Annotated in this window: 29 protein-coding genes and 1 riboswitch; of the genes, 26 read left to right on the forward strand and 3 right to left on the reverse strand. The window is 47.2% G+C overall.

Translation table 11 applies throughout. The features are described 5' to 3' along the window. Nucleotides 1-90 precede the first annotated feature (90 nt). A complete protein-coding gene (locus tag BW931_RS06570) occupies nucleotides 91-825 on the reverse strand; it encodes a MerR family transcriptional regulator (protein ID WP_076570968.1) in 735 nt (244 codons plus the stop codon). 221 nt (nucleotides 826-1,046) lie between these two features. Here BW931_RS06570 and BW931_RS06575 point away from each other — a divergent pair, with 221 nt between their 5' ends. The 11 genes from BW931_RS06575 to BW931_RS06625 all read left to right on the forward strand — a co-directional run bounded on the left by BW931_RS06575 (nucleotide 1,047) and on the right by BW931_RS06625 (nucleotide 12,541). Further along, on the forward strand, nucleotides 1,047-1,886 hold the full coding sequence (locus BW931_RS06575; RefSeq protein WP_159435677.1) for an ABC transporter permease subunit: 840 nt from the start codon (nucleotides 1,047-1,049) through the stop codon (nucleotides 1,884-1,886). Then, a complete protein-coding gene (locus tag BW931_RS06580; RefSeq protein ID WP_076570971.1) occupies nucleotides 1,883-2,890 on the forward strand; it encodes an ABC transporter permease subunit in 1,008 nt (335 codons plus the stop codon). The genes BW931_RS06575 and BW931_RS06580 overlap by 4 nt, the downstream gene beginning before the upstream one ends. Nucleotides 2,891-2,997: 107 nt before the next feature. After that, entirely contained in the window at nucleotides 2,998-4,638 is a 1,641-nt protein-coding gene (locus tag BW931_RS06585; RefSeq protein ID WP_076570973.1) for a DUF2207 domain-containing protein, read from the forward strand. Nucleotides 4,639-4,804: 166 nt separating this feature from the next. Next, nucleotides 4,805-5,620 (forward strand): sulfite exporter TauE/SafE family protein, encoded by an 816-nt coding sequence (locus BW931_RS06590; protein WP_076570975.1) that lies wholly within the window; start codon nucleotides 4,805-4,807, stop codon nucleotides 5,618-5,620. Between the two features lie 15 nt (nucleotides 5,621-5,635). Beyond that, nucleotides 5,636-7,039 (forward strand): bifunctional metallophosphatase/5'-nucleotidase, encoded by a 1,404-nt coding sequence (locus tag BW931_RS06595; RefSeq protein ID WP_076570977.1) that lies wholly within the window; start codon nucleotides 5,636-5,638, stop codon nucleotides 7,037-7,039. A gap of 158 nt (nucleotides 7,040-7,197) precedes the next feature. Then, a riboswitch (Lysine riboswitch) is annotated at nucleotides 7,198-7,374 on the forward strand. A 134-nt stretch (nucleotides 7,375-7,508) separates the two neighbouring features. Continuing rightward, a complete protein-coding gene (locus BW931_RS06600; RefSeq protein WP_076570978.1) occupies nucleotides 7,509-9,053 on the forward strand; it encodes a Na+/H+ antiporter NhaC family protein in 1,545 nt (514 codons plus the stop codon). Nucleotides 9,054-9,233: 180 nt separating this feature from the next. Beyond that, nucleotides 9,234-10,760 carry a sodium-dependent transporter gene (locus BW931_RS06605; protein WP_076570980.1) on the forward strand — a complete coding sequence of 509 codons (1,527 nt, stop codon included), beginning with the start codon at nucleotides 9,234-9,236 and terminating at the stop codon, nucleotides 10,758-10,760. Nucleotides 10,761-10,765: 5 nt separating this feature from the next. After that, nucleotides 10,766-10,861: a methionine/alanine import family NSS transporter small subunit gene (locus BW931_RS06610; protein WP_008587259.1), complete on the forward strand. Its 96-nt coding sequence runs from the start codon at nucleotides 10,766-10,768 to the stop codon at nucleotides 10,859-10,861. A 126-nt stretch (nucleotides 10,862-10,987) separates the two neighbouring features. After that, on the forward strand, nucleotides 10,988-11,263 hold the full coding sequence (locus BW931_RS06615) for a YutD family protein (RefSeq protein WP_008587262.1): 276 nt from the start codon (nucleotides 10,988-10,990) through the stop codon (nucleotides 11,261-11,263). Between the two features lie 67 nt (nucleotides 11,264-11,330). Then, a complete protein-coding gene (locus BW931_RS06620) occupies nucleotides 11,331-11,768 on the forward strand; it encodes a DUF86 domain-containing protein (RefSeq protein WP_008587265.1) in 438 nt (145 codons plus the stop codon). A gap of 5 nt (nucleotides 11,769-11,773) precedes the next feature. Beyond that, nucleotides 11,774-12,541 (forward strand): TIGR01457 family HAD-type hydrolase, encoded by a 768-nt coding sequence (locus BW931_RS06625; protein WP_008587268.1) that lies wholly within the window; start codon nucleotides 11,774-11,776, stop codon nucleotides 12,539-12,541. A 6-nt stretch (nucleotides 12,542-12,547) separates the two neighbouring features. On the opposite strand, the gene BW931_RS06630 is transcribed toward BW931_RS06625, so the two are convergent. Then, on the reverse strand, nucleotides 12,548-13,048 hold the full coding sequence (locus BW931_RS06630; RefSeq protein WP_008587271.1) for a phosphatidylglycerophosphatase A family protein: 501 nt from the start codon (nucleotides 13,046-13,048) through the stop codon (nucleotides 12,548-12,550). Nucleotides 13,049-13,173: 125 nt separating this feature from the next. Between BW931_RS06630 and BW931_RS06635 the strand changes: the two genes are divergently transcribed. Beyond that, the gene (locus BW931_RS06635; RefSeq protein WP_076570983.1) at nucleotides 13,174-14,133 is read left to right on the forward strand and encodes a 2-hydroxyacid dehydrogenase; all 960 of its coding nucleotides are present in this window, start codon (nucleotides 13,174-13,176) and stop codon (nucleotides 14,131-14,133) included. Nucleotides 14,134-14,182: 49 nt separating this feature from the next. Here BW931_RS06635 and BW931_RS06640 read toward each other — a convergent pair whose 3' ends face one another. Beyond that, nucleotides 14,183-14,422, reverse strand: a complete 240-nt coding sequence (locus BW931_RS06640; RefSeq protein WP_040608998.1) for a NifU family protein — start codon at nucleotides 14,420-14,422, stop codon at nucleotides 14,183-14,185. A gap of 144 nt (nucleotides 14,423-14,566) precedes the next feature. Here BW931_RS06640 and BW931_RS06645 point away from each other — a divergent pair, with 144 nt between their 5' ends. From BW931_RS06645 to BW931_RS06710, 14 genes are all read left to right on the forward strand, one after another. Next, nucleotides 14,567-14,887, forward strand: a complete 321-nt coding sequence (locus tag BW931_RS06645; RefSeq protein ID WP_143541864.1) for a YuzD family protein — start codon at nucleotides 14,567-14,569, stop codon at nucleotides 14,885-14,887. Between the two features lies 1 nt (nucleotide 14,888). Then, nucleotides 14,889-15,125, forward strand: a complete 237-nt coding sequence (locus tag BW931_RS06650) for a YuzB family protein (protein WP_008587279.1) — start codon at nucleotides 14,889-14,891, stop codon at nucleotides 15,123-15,125. A gap of 58 nt (nucleotides 15,126-15,183) precedes the next feature. Continuing rightward, a complete protein-coding gene (locus BW931_RS06655; RefSeq protein ID WP_008587281.1) occupies nucleotides 15,184-15,546 on the forward strand; it encodes a HesB/IscA family protein in 363 nt (120 codons plus the stop codon). A gap of 355 nt (nucleotides 15,547-15,901) precedes the next feature. Then, nucleotides 15,902-16,381, forward strand: coding sequence for an RNA polymerase sigma factor (locus BW931_RS06660; RefSeq protein ID WP_076570987.1), 480 nt, complete (start codon nucleotides 15,902-15,904; stop codon nucleotides 16,379-16,381). A gap of 2 nt (nucleotides 16,382-16,383) precedes the next feature. Then, complete coding sequence (locus tag BW931_RS06665) at nucleotides 16,384-17,283, forward strand: zf-HC2 domain-containing protein (RefSeq protein ID WP_076570989.1); 900 nt, start codon at nucleotides 16,384-16,386, stop codon at nucleotides 17,281-17,283. A gap of 210 nt (nucleotides 17,284-17,493) precedes the next feature. Further along, on the forward strand, nucleotides 17,494-17,769 hold the full coding sequence (locus tag BW931_RS06670) for a hypothetical protein (protein ID WP_076570991.1): 276 nt from the start codon (nucleotides 17,494-17,496) through the stop codon (nucleotides 17,767-17,769). Between the two features lie 186 nt (nucleotides 17,770-17,955). Continuing rightward, entirely contained in the window at nucleotides 17,956-18,180 is a 225-nt protein-coding gene (locus BW931_RS06675) for a hypothetical protein (protein WP_008587288.1), read from the forward strand. Nucleotides 18,181-18,453: 273 nt separating this feature from the next. Beyond that, nucleotides 18,454-18,771: a DUF3870 domain-containing protein gene (locus BW931_RS06680; RefSeq protein WP_076570993.1), complete on the forward strand. Its 318-nt coding sequence runs from the start codon at nucleotides 18,454-18,456 to the stop codon at nucleotides 18,769-18,771. 113 nt (nucleotides 18,772-18,884) lie between these two features. Next, nucleotides 18,885-20,048 carry a DUF819 family protein gene (locus BW931_RS06685; protein ID WP_076570996.1) on the forward strand — a complete coding sequence of 388 codons (1,164 nt, stop codon included), beginning with the start codon at nucleotides 18,885-18,887 and terminating at the stop codon, nucleotides 20,046-20,048. A 12-nt stretch (nucleotides 20,049-20,060) separates the two neighbouring features. Next, complete coding sequence (locus BW931_RS06690; protein WP_076570999.1) at nucleotides 20,061-21,125, forward strand: dipeptide epimerase; 1,065 nt, start codon at nucleotides 20,061-20,063, stop codon at nucleotides 21,123-21,125. A gap of 19 nt (nucleotides 21,126-21,144) precedes the next feature. After that, nucleotides 21,145-22,137 carry a C40 family peptidase gene (locus BW931_RS06695; RefSeq protein WP_143541865.1) on the forward strand — a complete coding sequence of 331 codons (993 nt, stop codon included), beginning with the start codon at nucleotides 21,145-21,147 and terminating at the stop codon, nucleotides 22,135-22,137. A 265-nt stretch (nucleotides 22,138-22,402) separates the two neighbouring features. Beyond that, nucleotides 22,403-23,512, forward strand: coding sequence for a CdaR family transcriptional regulator (locus tag BW931_RS06700; RefSeq protein ID WP_076571005.1), 1,110 nt, complete (start codon nucleotides 22,403-22,405; stop codon nucleotides 23,510-23,512). Nucleotides 23,513-23,606: 94 nt separating this feature from the next. After that, nucleotides 23,607-24,866, forward strand: a complete 1,260-nt coding sequence (locus BW931_RS06705) for a GntP family permease (RefSeq protein ID WP_076571007.1) — start codon at nucleotides 23,607-23,609, stop codon at nucleotides 24,864-24,866. A 39-nt stretch (nucleotides 24,867-24,905) separates the two neighbouring features. Beyond that, nucleotides 24,906-26,042 carry a glycerate kinase gene (locus BW931_RS06710; RefSeq protein WP_076571009.1) on the forward strand — a complete coding sequence of 379 codons (1,137 nt, stop codon included), beginning with the start codon at nucleotides 24,906-24,908 and terminating at the stop codon, nucleotides 26,040-26,042. The last annotated feature ends 210 nt before the right edge of the window (nucleotides 26,043-26,252 follow it).

Genomic DNA, 26,252 nt, shown 5'->3' on the forward strand with positions numbered 1-26,252 from the left:
TTCTTGTACCATGATTTTAACATGGAATATAGATCACCCCGATAGCGTACACTATTCAGGGTGTGGAATTTACTGCACTACCATACAGTATTAATTCTTCTTCCTTTCTGCATAAACGCTCATAGCATTATACATGAATTCAGCCAAACCCTCTCCGAACTGGTCTATGTTTTCAGTGAAGCGTTCATCATTTACGTACATATGACCGAGTCCTTCGAAAGCGTGCGGAGAGTAATTCCCCACTTCATTTAAATAGTGATACCATATATCGATTTTTTCCTGAGCTATCTCGGATTCAGGTGATACACCACGGATAAGGGCCAATTCACGAAAGATTTCATTGAATTTCTCCTGGTCATACCCGGTCATTTTCTTAACCTTTTCCTCGGATTCATCGACTACCTGATCCCCCCATCTTTCTCTCGCTTCTTCCTCGTAGGGATTATGACCAAAGTCAAAACCTGTGAATTTTTCCCGGTTTGACATCTGTATCTCTCCTTTCAACTCTTGTATTGTTTTTTCGATCGTTCTGATCACTTCGTCAAGCCGCTCTCTTTTACTATAAAGCGTGTCGCGTTGCATGAGTAATGCTTCCCGCCGATCGAATGATGGATTGTGCATAATCTCTTTGATTTTTTCCAATGGTAAGCCGAGCTCTTTGAAAAACAGAATTTGCTGGAGGACTTCCAGATTTTTATCGGAATATATCCGGTAGCCGGCTTCTGTAACCTCCTCTGGGACCAGTAATCCGATGTCATCGTAGTGGTGCAACGTGCGAACGCTGACACCCGATAACTCTGCCATTTCTTTTACTTTCATCATCACGTCCTCCTTTCACTGATAACTATAAAGTATCCCGTAGCGGTAGGGTCAACAACAATTAACTGTGAAAAGTTAATCATCTCTGTTAAAATAGTTACAAAATTTAGAATTTTTATCGATACATAAGTAATTCAGGTAACAAGGTGATAAAGCATGAATAGTTTCAACGAATGGACGGGCAGGTGAGGTCTTTGGCGTGGAAGTCATATTTGTTACATGAATGTATGAAACCTTTCTTTTTAATACTGGGCGTCTTCCTCATAAGTATCTCTCCTTTATTCATATCGGTGGAGGGGTTTGTCTGGCCTGGACTCGAACAAATCGGCGGGATTCTCGGTCAATTGACGAACCCGGAGGCGCTGGTCTATATCAACCCCGGGTCCGGGGAGGAAAGAAGTCTGTTTCCGATTATATTCAAGGCTTTTGCGAGTTCTTTGACAGTATTGGGAATAGCTCTCGTCGTTTCTTTCTCCCTGGCTCTCCTCGGTACGCTTCTTTTGTGGCGCGCACCAAAGAGACTCTATCAGCTGTGCTTGTCTTTTACTTCCATCCTGCAAAGTATTCCGGACATCGTATTCGTTGTTGCTTCCCAGATGTTTCTCGTATGGCTGTATGTAGAAACAGGATCTACTTACATAAAAATTGCAGGTGCAGGAGAAGAAGAAGCCGTGCTGGCACCGGCCCTGATCCTGTCGATTCTTCCGACCATTTACTTTTTTCAGTCGATGCTCAGTCTTGTGGAGGAAGAGAAAGAAAAGCCATACTATGAAATGGCTGTAAGTAAAGGATTACCGAAAACATTCATACTGCTTACCCATATTTTGAGGAATATTCTGGTGCGTCTGTCTTACCAGGCGAAGTTCCTGATCAGTATTATGGTCAGCAACCTGCTCATCGTCGAATATCTTTTCGAGAATTTCGGGATGACGTCTTTCCTGCTTACTTATTCGCAGCCTCCCGTGTTTTTTGTTACAGCTCTATTATTCTTTGGGCCTGTTTATCTTTTTCTGAAAATCGTTGAATTGGCCCTGTATTTCTTCACCAGGCAGGAGGTCTCCCTATGATGAAAAGGTTGGGCAAACAGCCGTTATTCCTATGGGGATTCGGATTTATAATAGTTATGCTGGCAGGCAGCCTGATTCACGCGAATTTTTTCGATTCATATGTGCGTCACACTCCCTTCCTCGAAAACGGACAGGGGGAGATGGTCGGTCCTCCTTTTGCTCCCTTCGAACACTCGATTCTGGGTACGGATATGAATGGCAATCATATCGTTTATTACATTCTTAAAGGAGCCAAGTATACGATTCTGGGCGTGTTTTCTATAGGAGCTCTCAGTTTCGCGCTTGCTTTCCTGTTCGGCATCCCTCTTGGATTCAAAAATAAAGGGAAGTCTAAAATCGTTGAAAACACGCTTTCTGCTTTATATTTCATACCGGCTTCCGTCATTGCCTACAACTTTCTCAGACCATTATTGCTGGAGCCCATGTCCGGATTCCCAACGACGCTCGGGTTCCGGTTAGGCACAGAGGTGCTGGTTATCGGTATTTTATTGACACCTCCTGCCGCCATTTACATAGCGAATGAGACGAGCGCCATCTTGAAGAAGGAGTACATCACGACGAGCAGGTCTCTCGGAGCAGGACCGTTTCATCTGTTCCGTTCTCATCTGCTTCCTCATCTGAAAGAACGGCTGGTTACGCTGTTCATGAGACAGAACGTCCAGGCTGTTCTCGTTATAAGCCACCTCGGTGTATTTGAACTCTTTTTCGGTGGAACGAAAGCGGAATTCGGATTAGGGGCCGGGCGTCCGGTACCCGTCACTTATGAGTGGGCTTCCATGGTAGGTATGTATTTTCGTACACTGCAAACGAACGTATACTGGCTGGTAGGTATCCCGCTGATTTTTCTCGTGTTGTTCGTTCTTGCTTTGACGGGGATGAGTCGTGCCCTGAGAAAAGTTTTAGCAGAAGACGGGAAGGTTTCCAAAAGTGAAGAAGAAAGTGATCTGCAGTCGGTTGGCGGCCGGGATGATTTCAGTATGGTGGAAAAAGCTTCGAAGTATTAGGGGTTCACTGCGGTTTAATGTAAAACTGATTTCTTTCAACTTCTTTACCACTTGAAACCTTTTCTTGCTCATAACCGTAGGAAGTAGGAAGAGAGCGAGGGGAAACCATGAAAAAAATCATACTCATGCTGAGCTTATTTATGCTTGCTTTTCCTCTGCATGCATTCGCGGTGGAATATGACATTGAAAAAACTGCTATCACGGCAGAGCTGCAAGAAGACGGAACGGTTCACGTCGAAGAGCGGCACACGTATCAATTCGAAGGAGAGTTCAATGGTATTTCGAGAACGCTCATAGCTAAAGATAATGCAGTGATCGAAGATGTGAAGGCTTTTGAACAGGGGAAAGAACTCAAAGTGGAACAGGAAGATGAATTGTATAAAGTTCATCGTTCCGGTGAAGATGAAACGGTATCGGTCCGCCTTACTTACGTTATCGAGGGCGGGGTGGACGTGTATTCGGATGTTGCCCAGTTCTACTGGCCGTTTTTCGACGGTAGTAACGAATCGGATTATGAAAACATGACGATTACGGTTGTACCACCGGAGCCTTCCGAAGCAAAAGCGGCTTATGGTTATGATGCCGCTTATCATACCGCGGACAGCGGTTCCGACGGCACAGTGGTTTTCGATATGGGGAAGGTGCCGGAGGGGAAGAACGGAGACATACGCGTCGCTTATGACGCCACCCTTTTTCCGCAGGCGGAGCTGACCAGTGATGAAGCCATGCTGGCGGAAATCCTTGATGAGGAAGCGGAATTGAATGAGAAGATGATCGCCCGGCAGGAACGTTACGAATTGTGGAGCGGGCTCGGTCCTTATATAACCGGAGCTTTTTTCCTTCTGGCATTCGTCCTGTTCCTTACCGGTTTCCGGAGAAGGAAAGAAACGCTGCGGGAAGCAGAACGTAAGAGAAGCGGCACCGGAAGATTTCCGGAGACTTCGATGAGCCTGCCCGCCATGCTTATGTTCAGCAACTATGGTCAGGTGACGATTCCTATGATGACTCCTGCCCTGCTTGAGGTTGTGAGGAAAGGAAACGTCGAGGAAGGGCCGGAGCAGGAATTCCGGGCAGTGAACCGGGAAACCGATTACCCCCATGAGACGCTTCTGATGAACTGGCTGTTCGATGAAGTGGGAGAGGATGGGACATTCAAGGTGGAAGACCTGGAAGAATATCTGGAGGATGAGGGCCACATTGAATCCTATCAGGAGAACTTCCGTCTGTGGAGCGAAGCAGTAAAACAGGAAGTGAAGCAGTACGACCTGTACGAGAAGAATACGAAAGCCCGCTGGACGGCCGGAGTGGCGGGGCTGGCCATATTGCCTTTTACGATTCTGTTTCCTGTCTATGAAGTATTCATCTGGATGGCGGTCGCGATTGCGTTATTCTTTTACTTTCTCCTGTTCGCTTTGCTCTATCGCCCCCTTACGTTTGAAGGGCAGCGGCTCAAGCAGGAGCTCGAACCACTTAAAACGGGAGAAGAGTGGCAACAGTGGGAAGAAAAAGATCAGATATCCGCCTATCTGTATCAGGTGGGCGCGGGAAAAAGAAAATCGGACATCGATCTGCCCGCCAGTGCCGTAACTGCGAACGATCTCGCCATGTTTATGATACTTGCAGGGACGCTTGATCAGAGTTTCCGACAGGCAGATCAGACCGCCTCCGTTTCGGCTGCGACTACAGGCGCCGGAGCCGGTGGTGGTGCCGGAGTAGGCGGTGGCGGTGGTGGTTCAGGTGCTTTCTGATGCGCCGATTCGATTCTCAACACGTACACTTATAAACCGTTAAATTTTCAATTTATGCACGAGCCTCTTCAGGGGCCCGTGCTTTTTTCCATTCACTGAAAACCTGTGTTATCATCGTTCTAATAAGGGTATAGTTGAATATAAAAGATAAAGAGGGTACATATTTATGATTTTTATAATTATTTCATTGATTATCGGGTTCCTTACCGCTTTCATCGGAAGTATAGCCGGTCTTGGCGGCGGAGTGATTCTAATACCGTCCCTGCTGTTTCTGTCCGATTTCTTCGAAGCTTTTTCGTGGGTCACCCCGCAGAAGATTGTGGCGATATCTCTTATCGTTATGATTTTCACCGGGATGTCCTCCGCCCTTTCCTATATTCGGCATAAGAGGGTCGATTTTAAACTCGGGGCTCTGTTTCTTATCGGAAGTATCCCGGGCGGCATATTTGGGGCGTACATTAACGGTTTTCTCAATGCGGATGTATTTTCCCTCATTTTTGGAGGAGTTATGATTTTCGTATCCCTTCTTTTCTTCCTGCCGAGGCGCCAGGGGTCCACGCCTCTCTTCAAGAAGGGGATGAAAGGGGTCCGGACTGTAGCCGGGGAGGAGTATCACTATACGGTTCCGATTACTCTCGGTCTTGTCCTCGCTTTCGTGGTCGGGACGTTATCCGGACTGCTCGGTATCGGAGGCGGGTCGCTCATGGTGCCGGCGATGATTCTGCTGTTCCAGCTGCCTCCGCATATTGCCACAGCCACCTCGATGTTCATGATATTTTTTGCCGTAATCCCGAGTTCCGTGACGCATATCAGTCTTGGTCACGTGGACTGGTATCGGACACTGTTCTTCATTCCGGGAGCGTATCTCGGCGGCACGGTCGGGGCGTACGTGAATCGTAAGATGAATGCGAAAAGTATAGAATGGGTGCTGCGCATTCTTCTGATTGTCGTAGGTATCCGTCTGATTTCTCAGGGATTATGATAAGGAGAAGAGATTATGATAGAGAAAATATTTATTTACTATACGAGCGATTTGCACAGTTATTTCGAAAAATGGCCGAAACTCGCCGGTTATATCGAAGAGAAACGGCGGGAGCATAGAAACAGAGAAGAAGCTTCTTTTGTATTCGACAACGGGGACCACGTGGACCGCTTCCACCCCGTGGCAGAAGGACTGAAAGGCAAAGGGAACGTGGAATTACTGAATGCAAGCGAATATGATGTAGTGAACTTCGGCAACAACGAAGGCATCACCCTTGCGGAACAGGAACTTTACCATCTGTACGACGAAGCGGACTTTCCGGTAGCCTGCGCGAATGCTTTCCCTATGTCAAAAGAAGATCCGGACTGGCTGAAGCCTTACGTCATCAGGGAGACTGCGAGCGGTGTGAAACTCGGCATAATCGGGCTCACTGCTCCTTTCCGTGTATTCTATCAGCTGCTCGGGTGGAAAGTGGAGGCACCGGAGAGAATGATGGACAGGTATATGGAGGAAGTGAAGGAACAGAGTGATATCGTGGTTCTTCTTTCCCACCTCGGTTACCATACGGACCGGCAGATGGCTGCCGATTATCCCGGACTTGACGTAATCATCGGAGGTCATACTCATCACCTTCTTCCGGAAGGGGAGAAGCACAATGGCGTGCTGCTTACGGCTGCTGGGAAGCACGGGACACATCTCGGTGAAATTTTTATAGACTGGGATCATTCGAAGCAGAAACTGGTGAATAAGGAAGCGTACACGGTCGCATCCGATACGCTTGAAGAAAGTGCGGAAGTGAGAGAAAGGCTCGAGAATTTAAAAGAAAAAGCGCACCGGCGTCTTTATTCGACCGTGGCGGAACTGAAAACTCCTCTGACAGCGGACTGGTTCCATGAGACACCGCTGATGAGAGAACTGACGAAGGAACTGCGCAGCTGGACAGAGGCAGATATAGCTATGCTGAATGCCGGTGTCATTCTTGAAGGACTGGATGAGGGAGCCGTGACGTACGCGGATCTGCACCGAATCTGTCCCCACCCGATGAACCCCTGCAAGGTCCATTTGAGCGGCAAGGAAATCGTCGAAGTCGTCCGCTCCGCCTACACGAAACAGGTGACGGAATTTCCGCTGAAAGGGCTCGGGTTCCGCGGAGAAGTGATCGGTAAAATGATTTTTGAAGGTATTGAAATCGAAACGGCCACTTCCCCGGGCGGAGGCGAACACGTGCGTAAAGTATGGTTCGACGGTCAGCCGATCGAACGGGACCGCTGGTACAGTCTGGCTACAGCAGATACGTTCAGTTTCGGGAAGTTTTTCCCGGAAATCAGTCACAGTGCGACGAAAACGTATTACCTGCCGGAAATGCTTCGCGATCTGCTGCTTGAAGTTGTGCAGTCCGGAGAGTATTCTTCCCGGTAACGGTATCGAGGGCGTCGCCGTCCATTTTTTAGTAATAGGCCGGTTTAAAAGAATTGCTGGAGACGGCAATTCTTTTTTTGAAGCTTAAGTCCCCTTGCAATAGGGAAGGGAAGCTGATAGAATTTAATCCGAATTGAATACGCGTGACCTTATCGCCACGATGAGGTAGAGGTGCAGGACATATCAGTATCGGGAACGAGCGTGACAGCGAAGAGCCCCCGGGAAAGGATGCCCTGCCGAAGTATGGATGGACCGTCACACCTTCCATGCTGGTACATGTTTGAACAAAAGATGTACTGTCATGCATGTTACATGCATGGTGCGCTACTGATCGCATGGAGGATAATCATATTGCTGAAGCAATGATGGATTATTTTCTGTCATTGTTTTTTTATATGCAAAAAAACTTCGATTACTCCTATGTTCATGTAGTCGATCCATGCCAAAAAAATTTTGGAGGTACGACTTTATGGAAGGAACAATCTATTCTCTTATACCGGCCGTTCTTATGCTTATTCTCGTCATAGCGACCCGGCAGGTTCTGCTGTCTCTCGGTCTCGGAATTCTCATCGGAGCGTTTATGCTTACCGGATTCGACATAACGGGGACTCTCAGTCTTCTGTGGCAGGAATTCTCCACGATTTTCTATACAGAAGGGGCACTGAATATCGGGAACCTGTACCTGCTCTCTTTTCTGCTGCTGCTCGGCGTCATGACCGCGTTCATGACTGCCTCCGGCGGAAGCAGGGCGTTCGGGAAGTGGGCGATTTCCCGCGTGAAGACGAAGCGGAGTGCTTCTTTAGTGCCGGCAGTGCTCGGTATCATCATTTTCATTGATGATTACTTCAACGCTCTTGCCGTCGGTCAGGTAGCCCGGCCGGTTACCGACAGACAGAAAGTGTCGAGAGCCAAACTCGCTTATTATATCGATTCCACTTCGGCTCCGGTGACGGTGATTTCTCCGATTTCGAGTTGGGGTGCCTATATCATCGGTACAATCGGTACGATTCTCGCTGCGAATGAAATAACGGATATCGGGGCTTTCGAAGCATTCATCCAGATGATTCCTTATAACTTCTACGTCTTTGCCGCGCTGCTGCTCGTCTTCCTCACAATCATGCTGAAGCTGGACCTCGGTTCCATGAAAAAGCACGAACGAAGAGCGGAGGAGACGGGGGAGTTGACCGATCCGAAGCATACGGATATACCCGGGGATCTTAATGAAGAGTTCTATCCTCATGATAATGGCCATATCAGACACCTGCTCGTGCCGATTGCCGTACTCGTTGTGATGACAGTAGGTTTGATGATTTTCACCGGTGTGCGGGCCAGTGAAGGTGCTGCAGATATTTTGAGTACGTTCGCCAACACGAACGTCAATTTCTCCCTGTTTTACGGAGGACTGACAGCGGCTGTCGTTGCGATTCTGATGTACACCGGTCTCCCTTACGGCAAGTCTCCGCTCCGGAAAGTGCTTCTGGAAGGGATTAAGGCGATGCTCCCGGCTATCTACATTCTTGTCCTGGCATGGATGATCGGTTCAGTGATCGATCAACTCAGTACGGGTGAGTATCTTGCCGGACTCGTGCAGGCGTCGAACCTGAATGTCGCCTATCTTCCCCTGCTTATTTTCTTTACGGCAGGGTTTATGGCTCTCGCAACAGGGACGTCCTGGGGCACGTTCGGAATCATGCTCCCGATTGCAGGGGAAATCGCTGCGGTCACGGACCCGTCCTTCATCGTGCCGGCATTGTCCGCGGTTCTGGCAGGTTCCGTATTCGGGGATCACTGTTCCCCGATTTCCGATACGACGATTCTTTCGTCTACGGGAGCCGGGTCCCATCACATCGATCACGTACTGACCCAGCTTCCGTACGCTATTATCGCAGCGGTCGCCGCTTCGACGGGGTATTTTCTTTTTGCACTGCTGGGAAGTGTGTGGTTACCGCTGCTTGCGACTCTTTTAGTAGTAGTTGCAGCCGGTTTCCTGTTCAAACCTGAAACAAATAGCTGAGTGCCCCTAAAGACCGACGTGTGTCGGTCTTTTTGTTTACATTAGTTTGTTAAACTTTCTTTTGACATAGTTGAAATTTCCCATTATACTTTATACAAGATTACAGAATAATCTCATTTGTCCGAATCTTTTAAATTTTCGCCATGGGGGACAGGTGAAGTCTAAAGGGAGGTCTTTTCTATGGAAAATCGCTCACAATGGGGCACCCGGGTAGGGTTCCTGCTTGCAGCGATGGGGTCGGCTATCGGCCTTGGTAACATCTGGCGTTTTCCGGCTACAGCTTATGAAAGTGGTGGCGGTGCATTCATCGTTCCTTATCTATTCGCGCTACTCACTGCCGGGATTCCGCTGTTGATTATGGAGTACACTATCGGTCACCGGTACAGAGGATCCGCTCCGAAATCCTTTGCTACCATCAACAAAAAGATGGAATGGATCGGCTGGTGGCAGGTACTTGTCGCGTTTGTTATTTCGACGTATTATGCAGTCATCATAGCCTGGGCATTAATGTATGCCTATTATTCGATCGGTCTGACATGGGGGAGTGATCCGACGGCTTTCTTCGTGGGAGATTTCCTTAATCTGGTAGACCCCGGTCAGCTTGGCGGTCTCGTACCTAAAGTACTCATCCCTCTCGTTATCGTATGGGCTATAGTGCTCGGAACACTGTCTCGGGGAGTCAAAAAAGGGATTGAAGTCGCCAACAAGATATTCATCCCGGCTCTCGTCGTTCTGTTTCTTATCATCGTCGTTCGGGCTGTAACGCTTCCCGGCGCAATGAACGGTCTGAACAGCTTTTTCGAACCGGACTGGAGCCGAATACTGGATGCAGAAGTATGGATTGCTGCTTACGGGCAGATTTTCTTCAGTTTATCCATCGCTTTTGCAATTATGGTAACGTATGCCTCCTATCTGCCGAGAAAGTCCGATATTACGAACAACGCATTCATTACCGGTTTTGCGAACTCATCTTTTGAAATTCTTGCAGGAATCGGGGTGTTTTCCGCAGTCGGATTCATGGCTTTCCAGTACGACACGACTGTGGCAGGCCTGGCAGCCGAGAAAGGGGTCGGAGGGATAGGACTTGCTTTCATGGTGTTCCCTGAAATCATCAGTCAGATTCCGGGCATACCGGGACTGTTCGGTGTCCTGTTCTTCGCCTCTCTCGTTCTGGCAGGATTCTCCTCTCTGATTTCTATTTCGGAAACTTACGTTGCTGCTGTGTCTGAGAAATTCAATATTTCCCGACAGAAATCGGTTATCTTCGGCGGTGGAATTGCAGCTATCCTTTCGCTGTTGTACGCAACGAAAGGCGGTCTGAACATACTCGATACCGTCGATCACTTTATCAACAGTTACGGTGTCGCTCTCGCGGGTCTTGTCGAGGTAGTAGCCGTCGCCTGGTTCGCAAAAGAACTGAAAGCTCTTCAGGAACATGCGAACTCGAGTTCCGACGTGATGCTCGCCGGCTGGTGGCGCTTCTGTCTCGGCGTCCTCACACCAATTGTACTCGGTTTCCAGATGATTCAGAACTTCACGAACGAACTTGCAGAACCATATGCCGGTTATCCGACGGACTTTCTTATCTATTTCGGGTGGGTAGTGGCGCTGGCAGCTATCCTCATCGGTATTGCCTTCTCCATGAAGAAATGGCCTCAGGGTACGGCGTTCGAAGATCCGACTAAACCTAATCACAAGGAGGGGTAACTCTGATGGCTATCGTTATGTTTATTCTCACCATCACGATCATTTGGGGCGGACTCGCTCTAAGTATCACGAACGCTGTACGTAAATCCAAAAATTCATAAGTTACAGACGGTCTGCACTTGGTGCAGGCTGTTTTTTTATATGGGAAATACCCGGGAGGTGGTCGTTACCTTTTTCTTCGGAGTGTGGAATTATGGTATACTGGCAACAGTGTAAGAGGTGATAACATGTTGGAATTGTTAGGTAAACAATATGAAATTTTAGAGGATCACCGCAATGCGGTGGAAGAAGAGTCTATTGAACAAAGAGCAAGCGAGATACTCGGGAAATACGATTTCATCGTAGGTGACTGGGGATATGGTCAGCTCAGGCTGAAAGGATTCTATGATGATCAGAACCAGAAAGCGACGTTCGATACGAAGATAAGTACGCTCGAAGATTATTTGTACGAGTACTGTAATTTCGGTTGTGCCTATTTTGTGCTGAAACGGATTGATAAGTAAACAGAAACGGAGGAGGATACATGCTCCTCTTATTTCTTATGAAAAACCGGGAAAGGTGTGAACGGGAATGTATTTTGTGAATCGTGAAGAGATTGATAATCTCCTCATCTACGTGGAAGAACTGATCCCTGAACTGCAGCAGGCAGGGATGGAGACCACTACCGAACGGCTTGCTCTGGAAAGAGCTACCCACATGAGTGTGGAAGTGATGATTGATGTGGGGAATAAAATGATCGACGGCTTCATCATGCGCGATCCGGGCAGCTACCATGATATTATCGATATTCTTATGGACGAAAAAGTTCTACCTTATGAAGAGGAGAATCAGTACAAGAGGATCATCGATATGAGAAAGGCAGTCGTGCGTGAGTATACGACCGTTTCCCATGAACGTCTGTTAAGCGAGTGGAACGAATGCCTCGGGTCTTTAAGACAGTTTCCGGAGCGTATCCGTCACTATTTGAATGCCGAACTGGGAAGTGTTTCGGCGTTTACGAAGGAGTGACAGCAATGAAAAAGTACAAAGGACTGCTGATCGACCTGGACGGTACGATGTATCGGGGGAACGAAGCGATAAAGGAAGCGCCCTTTTTCGTCGAAGAGTGCCGAAAACAGGGCATCCCCTACGTATTCCTTACCAACAACTCCTCGAGACAGCCTTTGCAGGTGGCGGATAAACTGAACGGGATGGGGATACACGCCCTTCCGGAGCAGGTATACACGTCCAGCATGGCGGCCGCCGCTTACATACAGCGCACGTTTCCTGAACCGGACGTCTTCATGATCGGAGAAGAAGGGCTCGAGTCAGCCCTGCTTGCAGGAGGCGCGACGCTTACCGAGGAGAACGCTGACGTGGTCGTCGTCGGTATTGACCGCGAGTTGTCGTACGATAAATTGAGGAAGGCTGCGCTGAATATCCAGAACGGAGCGGTGTTTGTAAGTACGAATAAAGACAGGGCGATTCCGACAGAAGAGGGAATGCTCCCCGGGAACGGAGCGATAACGGAAGCGATTGCTCTCACTACCGGAATCAGCCCCGTGTATGTCGGGAAACCGGAAGCGTTGATTGTGGAAGAGGCGCTGGAAGTGCTCGGTGTGAGTAAAGAAGAGGCGCTGCTTGTTGGGGATAACTATGAAACGGATATATCAGCCGGCATCCATGCGGGAGTGGACACACTGATGGTAGAAACAGGAGCGACCTCGTTCGAAGACTTGAACGAGGTCGCGAGTCAGCCCACTTATAAAGTGAAGAAACTGGATGAGTGGACGTTTTCCTGAGGCCCTTTATTCGTCGTTATCACCTGCAGCACTGTGGGCCAGCCTGCTGGAAGCAGCTGCTGCGATAGCCCCTACGATGTCATCGAGGAAAGTGTGGCATTTGCCGGACGATTTATCGTCCAGTTCTTTCAGAATGCCGGGTTTCTGTTTGTCGATGTAGCCATAGTTGGTGAACCCGATGGAACCATAGACGTTCACGATGGAAAAAGCGATGATTTCATCGATGCCGTACAGACTTTCGTCGGTTTCGATTGTACTCTGAAGCGGTTCTTCGAGCTTATTCTCTTCTGCGAGCTTGTCCATTTGAATACCGGTGATAATGGCATTCTGTACTTCTCTTTTATGAAGGACTTTCTGGACGTTTTCCCGGCAGTCTTCCATCGTCAGACCTTCGTGATATTTCGCCTGAAGATAATAGACGAGATCCGCAATGTCATCGATTGATACACCGCGTTCTTTCAGCCACGCCCGTGCCGTCTGTTCCAGTTTGGTAATTTTATCACTCATAATAACTTCCTCCTAACGACTCAGTACAATTTTCTCTTTCCCTGGTTTATATAGGAACAAACCCGTGAATAAAGTATAACAAAGAGACAGACCGGGTGTCTGTACCAAGAATGGGGGACTTATACATGCGAAAGCCGAAAGTATTGATTACGAGACCATTACCGGAAGAAGTCGTTGCTCCTTATCGTGACCGACTCGACATTGATATGTACGACATCGACCAGCCGATCCCGGAGGAGGAGCTGAAAGCGAAAAGAGGAGACATTGATGCTCTTGTTCCGATGCTGAGCGAGAAATTGGATGATGACTTTTTCCGGAACACGTCCGCCAAAATCGTAGCCAATCTGGCCGTCGGTTTTGACAACATTGATGTGGAATCAGCGCGGAAGAACGGGGTGACCGTGACGAATACGCCTGATGTTTTAACCGAAACGACAGCTGATCTTACGTTTGCTCTTCTGATGAATACGGCAAGAAGAATCAGCGAAGCCGAGCATTACATAAAAGAAGACAGGTGGAAACAATGGTCTCCGCTGCAGCTGGCCGGCACGGATATCCACCATAAAACCGTCGGTATCGTCGGAATGGGACGCATCGGAGAAGCAGTGGCCAAAAGAGCCGGAGGTTTTTCGATGGACGTACTCTATCACAACCGTTCCCGTAAGCCCGAGGCGGAAGAGCAGACAGGGGCCCGGTACGTTTCTCTCGATGAACTGCTTCAAACGTCCGACTACGTCGTCTGTATGACTCCGTACACGGAGGAAACCCATCATATGTTCAATGATGAAGCGTTCCGTACCATGAAAGACACCGCTTATTTCATCAATACCTCCCGCGGGAAAACGGTGGATGAAAAAGCTCTGCAGCACGCTCTTGAGAACGGGGAAATCAGGGGATGCGGCCTTGATGTGTTCGAAGAGGAGCCGATTTCTGCGAATCACCCGCTTCTCGGGTTGAAAAACGTGACGGCCACCCCTCACATCGGTTCGTCAACAACAGAGACGAGGTATCGCATGATCCAGCTCTGTCTCGACAACGTCACGCGTGTCACTGCGGGGGAGAGTCCTCTCACCCCGGTCACGTGAACATAAAAAAAGAGAAGGGGAGCCCCTTCTCTTTTTACGTAATGTATAATCAGAATACCTGCTCGACTTCGTAGATGCCCGGAACTTCCTGGCTGAGAGCCCGTTCGATTCCGGCTTTCAATGTAATCGTTGAACTTGGGCAGTTACCGCACGCTCCCATAAGGCGCAGGCGGACGATGCCGTCTTCTACGTCTACAAGTTCCACGTCCCCTCCGTCACGTAACAGAAATGGGCGCAGTTTATTCAGGACTTCCTGGACTTGTTCGTTCATATCCACTTGTTGTTGCATATCAACTTTCCCCTTTCGTGATGATGTTATCTATACTATATCACAAATGTAGCATCCATAGCTTTGGAAGATGAGAACTATTATCATTTTATCTTTTCTCAATAGTTTTGTAAAATGAAAGTAACCGATAAGGAGGAGAGGCCGGTGAATAAGGAGAATGTAACTATCACTGTGTACGGGGCGGATCAGCGCTGTGCGAGCTGCGTGAATGCGCCGGGGTCGAAAGAGACATATGAGTGGCTCCAGGCAGCCATCGGTCGCAAGTATGGAAATGAAGAAATCACTTACCGATACATTGATATATTTACTGCAGAAGAAGATGAGTACATCGAAAAGATTATGGAAGACGAGCTTTTTTATCCACTGGTGCTGGTCGAAGGAGAAATAGCCGGAGAAGGAGACCCGCGTCTCAAATCCGTCTATCAGCATCTGGAAAAGCACGGTCTTTCGGCACAGGAGGGATAAATTGAATCCTCTTATAGAATTTTGTGTAACGAACCTCGCCGACGGTTCCCAGGAAGTGAAAGAGAAGCTGGAGAAGGACCCGGATCTGGATGTTCAGGAATGGGGCTGTCTGAATCACTGCGGGATGTGTGCCATCAAAAATTACGCTCTCGTCGAAGGACAGCGGATATTTGCGAATTCCCCGGATGAACTGCTTGAGAAGATTTATGAATACCTTGAGGAAGAAGAGCTGATATGAATGGATTGAACATTTACCGATCAGCCTATATACTGATAGTAGAAAGGAGAGGTTCCGAATGGTTCTGAATATTACGGAAGCTGCGATTTACAGAGTGAACGAAATGCTGCAGGAAGAAGACTCTCAAGATAAATACTTACGCTTCGGTGTCCAGGGCGGAGGATGTAGCGGTCTTTCCTATAAGCTCGGTTTTGAAGAAACAATGAATGAAGAACTTGATATAGTAGAAGAACACGACGGCCTTCAGGTCATCATCAATAATCAGGATGCTGCAATTATTGAAGGGACGAAGATCGATTTCAAACAGAACATGATGGGTGGCGGGTTCACGATTGATAATCCGAACGCCATCGTATCGTGCGGCTGTGGATCATCCTTCAAGACAGCGACAAACGCAGGAACGCCAGACCCGAACTGCTGACTGCCGGTTTCAAAGCTTTTTTATATTCGTTTGAGGGAAACGACCCTCTTTCGTGTCTTCACATAATACACCTTCTTAGCGAACGGAACATTCGTTAGGGAGGTGTATTTTTTTGTGGATTTATACCTAAGAAAAAAGTGGAGTCCCTTGCCCTCGGGAAAGTCGGGAAAATAATCTGAAGCTAACGGTGTGGGAGAAGATAACCTTAGTTATCTTCGTATTGGTTACAAAAAAACTATATACTAATTACTTAAATGTCCTGGAACTGAACGCTTCAGTTGAATAAAAAGAAAAAACTTTAAAATCTCTGTAAGATTTCGTGAGGTTGTGCGTCTAATATATAGGAGGTGAAAAAGTGACCGGGCTGGAGGAGATATATAAACGGTATTTTAAGGATGTTTACTTATTTGTTTATAGCTTATCAAAGAATCGACATATTGCCGAAGACATTACTTCTGAAACATTTTTGAAGGCTATTGACGCACTGGATTCATTTGAAGGAAAAAGCGACATAAAAGTATGGCTTTTTCAAATTGCTAAAAATAGTTATTACTCTTATTTACGAAAAAATAAACATGTAGTAAACAGACAGGAAATTCCTGAAGAAACAGATGATACAAGTATAGAAAAAAAGGTTTTGGATAAGGAAGAATCGATGCGTATTCATAAAATTATTCATGATCTACCAAATATTTACAAAAAAGTAGTTACAATGAGAATGTTTGGAGAATTAAGCTATAAAGAAATTGGTGAGATTTTTGGAAAAACGGACAATTGGGCTTGTGTCACTTTTTACCGTGCCAGGAAAAAAATCAATGAAAAAATGAGGGAGTAAAAATGAAGACAATATCTTGTGAAGTCATTCAAGATCTTATTCCTCTGTACGTAGAAGATATGCTTAGTGAAGATTCAAAAGAATTAGTAGAAATCCATCTGGACGAGTGTAAGGAATGTAACGAGTATTTAAATGAGCTTAAGACGACGGAAAAGGAACATTTTCCGATAGAGACAGATTCTCGTCCGTTGAGAAAGATTCAGGCCACTTTACGGAAAAAGAAATGGCAGACGATTATTTTTTCCACACTGCTCACTCTGTTGGTTGGTGTCCTTGCAGTATCTTTTTTGTCAGCTCGTGAATACCTGCCATATTCAGAAGAAGTAGTGTCAGTCAGTGAAACAGATAACGGATCAGTTCTTGCCGTTTTTGATGATGAGGTGGCCGGGTACGATCTTGAAACTTATCCAGATAAAAGTGGAACGGGTTCGATTTATCATTTGACGGCCTGGGAGACGAGTTGGCAAGACTTTACTAATAATGAAGGAAACGCGCCGATTGTATTGAACCCGGATGGTGAGTCAGTGGAGTCTGTGTATTACTATCACACTGACGGAAGCCAGGATCAGCTTATTTATGGAGAGGACCAGCATTCGGGAGGGGGCGTCGTTACATTGCCAAGATTGTCTTTGGCTTATTTCTCAGGGTTAGCAATGATTGCACTATTTTTCTGTGTAGGACTCATATTCGCTGTTCGTTCCAATGAAACCTGGGTCGCACGAATAACCAATGTAACTTTTCTTCCGTTATCTTATTTACTCGCTCAACTCATTGTAGTTGGATGGAATACCACGACATATTCAGTAACAAGAGACTTCACAGCTATTTTATTAGTTGCTATCTTATTATATGGGATGCTTTGGATAGGTTCAAAATGGGTGAAAACACGTTTAATTAAATGAAAAAAGTATAAGCAGGATAAACGTATGTTTAGTTGTGAACGGTACACGTTCTCTGTTCACCTTAGTAAATGAGAGAATAAGAGTAGTAGAATTAAGGAAGTAGTAATCTTTGATATTGATGGTATCTTCTTTCACACAGAGAGAAGCGTTGCACCGGAGACTGGACAAACTGTGATTAAGCGAACGAGGCCTCGAAGGGGAAACTTAATTATGAATGAAAATAGTACATTGAAAAATCAAAATGATACAATTGCCGGTATAATTGCAATGTTTTTAATAATAGTTATGGCAATTACCGATGTTCCATTCCATTTGTTCGTGATTGTATTTATAAGTATTTTTTTGATTAATTTTATATGGAGTATCTCGAAAAGAGAAAATAGGAAAAGCGGGGCTTATAAAGAATCATTCAAGATTTTATTAATAATGCTCCTGGTATCAGCTGCTATAGGTCTATGGAGAACTATATTTAGTTCATATTATTGAGAATACTTCATGTCTTTTCAATAATTTCAGAGTGATCCTGGGAAAGAAAATGGATTAGAGAACTGTGCTGAAGAAATAATTAAAGAAGTGTAAAAGATCCGGGTGGAGCTTATATACTGTTACCAAGTAGAGCTTTATAAGGGTACTAACTTATAATAGCAACGACTCTTTGGAGAGGGGGACTATATGAACTGGCCAGTAATAAAAGACAGAAGATGGATGATATTGCAGTCAACCTCGATTTTTTTGGCAATCATTGCATTAATATTGGCAGTAAACAACAATAGTTACTGGGTGGTATTTTCTGCTCTTTCTATGCTACTGATGGTTATAGGTGTGGATAGAGCAGCAAAAATAACACATGAGAAACCTGAAATTGCAGAAGGTAAACACCCTTGTAAAAGACAGTAAGTTAACTTTTAGCATTATATAGAAATAAACTCTTACGTAATTTCTTTAGAATTATTATGAAAGACCTGATGTACACTCTTGTAGATAAGGGTTTGTCAAAAGAACATCCATCACCTAAAATATGTGAGAAAATTCAAAAAGTGTTTGAAAGCGCTTTATAGAAATGGTACTATTTTAATAAACACCGATTGAATCTGCATTTTGTGACGGCGGTTTGCCTTTACCCGGGCGGGCTATCCTTACAAAAGATGCCGGAGATTCGGAGGAAGCTTAATGTATGAATCACAGACGTGCTACATAGTGGGTGAATCCAAATCACCCGGGAATAATGCCATTACGAAAAAATATGATTCCTTTTTTGTCGGATTTGTCGTGGATATGAACAGTAATGAAATCGTCGATGTCGAGTGTACGGCCATGCTGGACATTACCGTCCACTTTGTCCACAGTCTGTTCGTCGGAAAAAAGATGACGGACGGGGAGACAGTCGAACAGGAGATTACGACGCGGTACTTCGGGTCCTCTAAGAAAGCATTGAGTGTAGCTTTCAAGCAGGCGCAGTTGAAGTATTATGACATTATGAATATATGATACCGATTGCTTTATCTCACTGATCGTAGATAAAATCCAGTCGACAAGAAGCGTATTCTTGCCGGCTGGTTTTTTGTTTTTATACATAATATTAATCAAGGGGGAGAATCATTATGATCGAAAGTGGATTTCTTTATCTGGGAGTCATCATAGGCCTGGCCGGACTGGTAGCTTTTCTAGAATCATCAAAAAGTAAATTTTTCAAATACGTGCCGGGTATCGTGCTTATTTACTTCGGAGGTGCGATTCTGAAGACGACAGGCGTCATCGGTTCTACAGAGACTATTGACAGTACATATGGGAATGTCCGGGACATTCTGCTGCCGATGCTTATATTCCTGATGCTCATTAACTGTGACTTGCGTAAATTGAAAAAACTTGGTCCGAAGATGCTGATCGGTTACTTTACAGCTGCTTTCAGTATTATGCTCGGATTCGTCGTCACGTACCTGCTGTTCCAGGGGTTATATGCTGAAAATACGTGGCAGGCCCTGGGAGCTCTTGCCGGAAGCTGGACGGGCGGCTCCGCCAACATGGTTATCATTCAGGGGATCCTCGAAGTGCCGGAGAATATTTTTGGTTACGCCCTTATTATGGATACTGTCAACTATTCCTCCTGGGTCATGATCATGTTCTGGCTCGTTCCATTCGCGGCCCTTTTCAACAAATGGGCTAAGTCCAATACCGAACATCTCGATGAAATCACCGCTGACCTCGTGGAGGAGGATAAAGAGAAGGATGCGAAGAACATTACTTTCGTCCACATGCTCGGGCTTTTGTCCATAGCCATATTCGTTTCCGCAATAGCTGCCGAGATCGGCGGAGTGCTCCCTTCTTTCGGTACTGTCGTTAACACGACGACGTGGACGATCCTCATCGTTTCCATTATCGGTGTGCTTCTCGCTATGACGAAGCTTGCGAAAGTTCCGGGTTCGATGGATATCGCAAACGTCTTCCTTTATATCGTTATCGCTTTAATCGCTTCTCGTGCCGATTTCTCCCAACTGGGACAGGCACCGGTGTATATCATTTCCGGTTTCGTGATTCTCGCTGTGCACGCGATCATTATGTTGCTTGCCGCTAAAATTTTCAAACTGGACCTGTTTACACTCGGTGTTTCGAGTCTTGCGAATATCGGCGGTATGGCGTCCGCACCACTTCTTGCAGGAGCTTACCACAGATCGCTTATACCGGTCGGGGTCCTGATGGCTCTCGGTGGGTCGTTCCTCGGAACGTATGGCGGACTGCTCGTTGCCGAAGTGCTTTCGATGTTGTAGGGGAGGAGCTATATGAAAATAACTGATATCGTATGCGAAAACAGAACTGTTTCTTTAAAGCGGCCGTTCAAAACAGCCGTCCGTACCGTGGAAAACATTGAAGTGATGGATGTCTTCGTGAAAACGGAAGAGGGGATCGAAGGGTACGGGTCGGCGACGGCTTCCCTCCAGGTGACGGGGGACTCTCTGGAAGGGATGAGAGCGGCCGTGGAAGGACCTGTCCGGGATTCCCTTATGAATGAGGATATACAAAAACTGAACCATCAGCTCATTAAATTGGAAAAAAGCTGCATCCATAATTCGAGCGCGAAAGCGGCTGTGGATATAGCTCTCCATGATGCTTTCGGAAAGTATAACAACCTCCCCATGTATAAAATGCTGGGCGGGGAAAGAGGAGTGCTTGAGACGGATATGACCGTCAGTGTAGACGACCCGGCTCTCATGAAACAGCAAGCGGTCGCAAGAGTCCGGGAAGGATTCGATGTCCTTAAATTGAAAGTGGGCATGGATGAAAAAGAAGATTTTAACCGTCTGCTGCATGTGAAAGAAGCGGTGGGAGAAAACGTTCGCCTTCGTCTTGATGCCAACCAGGGGTGGACGGGCAAACAGGCCGTCCACTTTCTGAAACGGATAGAACAGGAAGACATCAACGTGGAACTCGTCGAACAGCCTGTTCCGTCTCATGATCTGAAAGCTCTGAAATATGTGCGTGAACACGCCCACGTGCCGATCATGGCCGACGAGAGCGCTTTTTCTCCGAAAGAGGTACTCAGGCTTGTGGAAATGGATTGTACCGACTACGTGAACATTAAACTGATGAAAGCCGGGGGATTGAGAAGAGCAGGGCAAATCGCTGACATCTGCGAGAGTGCAGGCGTACCCTGCATGATCGGAAGCATGATGGAATCGACTGTTTCGGGAACGGCGGCTGTTCACCTTGCTATGGCCCACCCGAACATAACGATGTACGACTTAGATGCCCCGGCCTGGATGAATGATGAAGGTTTGAAAGGGGGGATGAGCTACGAAGGAAGAGAAGTGACGTTGAACGAACGCCCCGGGCTCGGTTTTTATTAATCTTTGGAGGTGGTTATTGATGAAAAATAAACTTTTATGGATAACGGCTATATTGCTGTTCAGTTTCGTATTCACTTCTGCTGTCCAGGCAGAGAATAAAGAGAAGTACGTTGATGTCTCCGTAGCTACGTTGTGGAGTGAACCTGCTGAGACAAGGGATGTTGATGCTCCGGCAATCAGTAACCCGGTCGATATGCGGGAATGGACGGAGAGCATGACGTATGAACAGAAACTGGGACTTGTCGGTAACCTGCAGACGCAGGCTCTTTATGGACAGAAAGTCACCATCCTTGAAGAAAAAGGGGATTGGGTGAAAGTCGCCGTCCACGGTCAGCCGACACCGAAAAATGAACTCGGCTACCCGGCCTGGATGCCGAAAGAACAACTGGCGGATGAGAAAAGGTACAGCACTTTAAAAGATAAGAAGCCGTTTGCACTCGTCACATCGCCTACTGCTCATCTGTATGACGATAAAAACAGAGGAAAGGAATTCAAAGAAATCAGTTTCAATACGAAACTTCCTGTCGTAACCCAGGCTGGAGATTCCATGCTGGTGGCTACTCCGAGTGATGGAATGAAATGGATGAACGAAGAGGATGCTTCCGTTTATAACAGTGAGGAAGAAATCCCTGAAGCGGACGGTGAGGACCTTGTGGAAACGGGGAAACAATTCCTGGGGCTGCCGTACTTGTGGGCAGGTGCTTCCGGTTTCGGGTTTGACTGTTCAGGCTTCACGCACACCATCTTCAAATCCCATGGAATCTCAATACCGCGAGACTCTTCCGTACAGGCGGAAAACGGGACTCCTGTAGCAAAAGAGGATCTGCAGAAAGGAGATCTGCTGTTTTTCGCTTATGACGAAGGAGAAGGATATGTCCACCACGTCGGTATGTATATCGGAGACGGGGAGATGATCCACTCCCCTAATTCGGCCAGTACGGTAGAGATCATCGACGTGTTCGAATCGGACTACGCCGTCGAATTTGCAGGTGCGAGAAGATATCTGGATTAATGTAACGTAACCCTCCGGCACTTTTGCGGGAATAAATTACGTGTTGCTTACGATGATCCAAAACGTTGAAGCTTTAAAGAAGCCTTGAGGAAATTAATTTTCCTTCAGGCTTCTTTTTATGAGAACAGCTTTATTCACATTAAAAATGCGTGCTATGGTTCAGGAACCCGTTTTAATGAAATATGTAAAGAGAGGTTGAGGACGGGACACCGTCGCCTGCATAATAGAAAGCATCATAGCAATTACGCGAGGAGAGGGACGTCAATTGATATCGAATGAAATTGCACAGATGATTGTAGACAGAACCATGGCTATTCTTTCTTATAATATCAATGTCATGGATGAAAAGGGGATAATTTTAGGGTCTGGTGATACGAAGAGAAGAGGGACCATACATGAAGCCGTGAAGTATAGAAAAAATCCGGCAGACCATTTGGAGATTCATCCGAAGGAAGTGGAAAAGTGGAACGGCGTCGACCAGGGAATCAATTTGTCTATTTATTATGAGAACCGCACAATCGGAACTATCGGGATAACCGGGCCGCCCGGGGAAGTGAGGAAATACGGAGAACTCGTAAAAATGACAGCGGAAATGATTATAGAACAGAGATACCTTCTTGACCAGGTTCAATACGACGAACGGATTCGCAGGGAATTTCTGTATCAGTGGCTGGAAGACACCCATGCCAATGACCGGGAATTTAAACGGAAAGCGGATATGCTGGGGATCGACCTTGATATTCCGCGGATTGTCATCTGTGTTTTTCCGCCCTCTGACAGAAACAGCAGGGCTCACCTGGATCAGCTGGAACGAAAAATCAAGACACATCTAAGGCCGCAGGAACTGGCCACTGTGCTCGAAGATAGAATCGTGATCATAAAAACGATTGCTCTGTCAGAGGAGTACGAAACGAAGTTAAAAGAATGGATCCGCTTTTTACATCTGCCGTCCAGTTACGTAGGGACTCCGGCTTCTGAAGCCTCGGAAGTTGCCCGTTCCTATCAAAGAAGCCTGATGACGAGGAAGACTGCTGCAGCAACATCAATGAAAGATGATGTTGTATTTTACGGGCAGCTGTCCCTGGAGGTGCTGCTTTATGACTTGTATCAAAACGACGGGTTTTCGGTACATCAATCCGATGAACCGCTCCCGGAAGTACTGATTGCCACTTTAAAGACGTATGTAGAATGTGACGGAAAATCTGCAAAAACGGCTGACGAATTATACATACATCGAAATACACTTCAGTATCGTTTTGCAAACATCCTAAATATCACTGGCAGGGAGCCACGGAACGTGAGGGATTTGTTTTATTTATATGCAACCCGTGTCTTTTTACACAGCTTCAAAGAACAGGAGGACTTAATACAGTAAAATGATAGCGGTTTAATTTGTGCAAACGACTGATGATTTCTTTTCGGAAGGCGCTTACAATGGGAGGAGAGTTTTTAAGCGAGGAGTGTTTAAAGTGCCTGTAACAACTGTTGGAGCAATCGGTGGTCTGGTTTTAGCCATCGTAATGATTTTAAGAAGAGTACCGCCCGTGTATGCGCTTATCACCGGAGCTCTGGTTGGAGGAATTGTCGGCGGGGCCGGTCTCACGCAGACAGTGGAGCTGATGGTGGAAGGAGCAGAAGGGATAATCCCTGCCGTGCTGCGAATCCTTGCAGCCGGGGTTCTGGCCGGTGTTCTGATCGAGTCGGGAGCGGCAAACTCCATCGCGAATGCTGTTGTGGAGAAACTCGGTGAGAAGAAAGCTCTCCTCTCCCTTATTTTAGCGACGATGGCGCTGACCGCCGCGGGTGTGTTCGTGGATATAGCGGTAATCACGGTGGCGTCGATTGCATTGGCGATTGCTTACAAAGCGGGTTTGTCCAAAACGGCCATATTACTTGCTATGGTGGGCGGGGGGAAAGCAGGGAATATTATGTCCCCGAACCCGAATACCATTGCCGTTTCGGAAGCTTTCAACGTTCCATTGACTTCTGTAATGGCCGCAGGAATCGTACCTGCCGTCTTCGGTATTTTCGTTACATATATTATGGCGCAGCGCCTTGTACAAAAAGGTAGTTTCGTCGCTGAGAGGGATCTGGAAGAAGGAGAGGGTAAAAAGCTCCCTCCGGTCACGCTCGCCCTGGTCGCGCCATTAATTGCAATTTCCTTACTCGTTCTCAGGCCAATTGCCGGTATTGAAGTCGACCCTATGATCGCGCTTCCCGCAGGAGGGCTGGTCGGGGCGATCGCTATGGGCAAATGGAGGTCGATCAATTCGTTTATCATTACCGGCCTCAGCAAAATGTCAGCAGTCGCTGTACTCCTTCTCGGTACCGGAGCCATCGCGGGGATTATTTCGAATTCCACACTGCAGTATCTGCTGATAGATACCATCGAATATTTAGGGTTGCCGAGCTACGCATTAGCTCCTGTTTCCGGAATTTTCATGGGGGGAGCGACCGCTTCCACGACGGCAGGATCCATTGTTGCAGCAGAAGTCTTCAGCGGGACACTGCTTGAAATGGGCGTCAGCGGCCTGGCAGGTGCAGCGATGATCCACGCCGGGGCGACAGTAATCGACCATATGCCTCACGGAAGCTTCTTCCACGCCACCGCCGGCAGTGTACTGATGAGTATCCAGGAACGCGTGAAGCTGATACCTTATGAAACTGTCGTAGGTTTGACGCTCGCTGTCGTATCTACACTGATTTTCGGAGTGTTTCAATTATTTTAACGGGTACAGCTATAACAGCAACTATGAGGAGGATGAAAGATGAAAATCGTTATCGCTTCTGATTCTTATAAAGAGACCCTTACCTCGCGACAGGTGGGGGAGGCTGCCAAAGAGGGGCTCGGACGCGTGCTGGATGCAGAAATTATTGTGTGCCCCATGGCCGACGGAGGAGAAGGGACGATGCGTGCGTTAGTGGATGCTTCCGGAGGAGAAGTAGTTACCGCCAACGTGTCCGATCCTTTCGGAAACTCCGTGGAAGCTCCCTATGGCATTTCCGGAGATGGCAGCACGGCAGTGATTGAGATGGCGGCGGCTTCCGGTATTCAGCACACGACTGCCGAGACGAGGGACCCGACGATCACTTCCACTTTCGGTACAGGGCAGTTGATCAGTCACGCTCTCCGGCAGGGCGTACGATCTTTTATTATCGGACTCGGCGGAAGTGCGACGAATGATGCGGGTGCAGGGATGCTTCAGGCACTGGGCGTTTCCTTCACAGATGAAAACGGGGAGGAATTGGCGCCGGGCGGAGCTTCTCTCTCCCACCTGGCACATATAGATACGAGCGGGATGGACCCGAGAATCAAACAGTCCCACTTCCGTATCGCCTGTGATGTCGATAACCCTTTAATCGGGGACGATGGTGCCTCAGCCATATACGGTCCGCAAAAAGGAGCGTCCCGGGAAGACATTGTGCTGCTCGACCGTGCCCTTGCGAATTTTGCAACTGTCGCCGGGGGGCAGGTGGAGCGGGACATCGTTCACACCCCAGGCGCCGGTGCAGCTGGGGGGATGGGGGCTGCCTTTCTTGGATATTTCCCCTGTTCACTTGAAAAAGGGGCTGCGATTGTGGCAGACGTAACCCAGTTGAAAAAGCATATGGAGGACGCTGATATTGTCATCACGGGAGAAGGCGGCATCAACCACCAGACGGTGTTTGGAAAAACGCCCGTGTACGTAGCGAAAATGGCGAAGGAAAATACTCCTCCGTTACCTGTAATCGCCTTATGCGGCAGTGTCGAAGAAGGGTACGAAACAGTGTTTGATGCAGGAATCGACGCCGTGTTCAGCACAGTTGCCGGACCCGCCGAGCTGGAAGAGTTGAAGAGGGTCTCTTTTCAGAACGTGGCGCAAACCGCAGAAAATGTGGCCAGACTGATGGGACTGTACCGATAGTATTATAATCAGAATGCCATAAAAGGGGAGAGAAAAATTAACTCCCCTCTTAAAATTAGAGAAATTAGGTTTATGATTTTCTGCTCTCGACCTGTTTGTACTGTTGTGCGCTTATTTTTGAACACTTGTGGAACCTTGTAGTATGTCGCGTAATGAGAATATTTCAAGTGGAAAATACTACCTTAGTTTGCCGCTTGAAATAATTTCCGA

This window comes from Salimicrobium salexigens (genome assembly GCF_900156705.1).
In the GTDB taxonomy this organism is placed as follows: Bacteria; Bacillota; Bacilli; order Bacillales; family Halobacillaceae; genus Salimicrobium; species Salimicrobium album.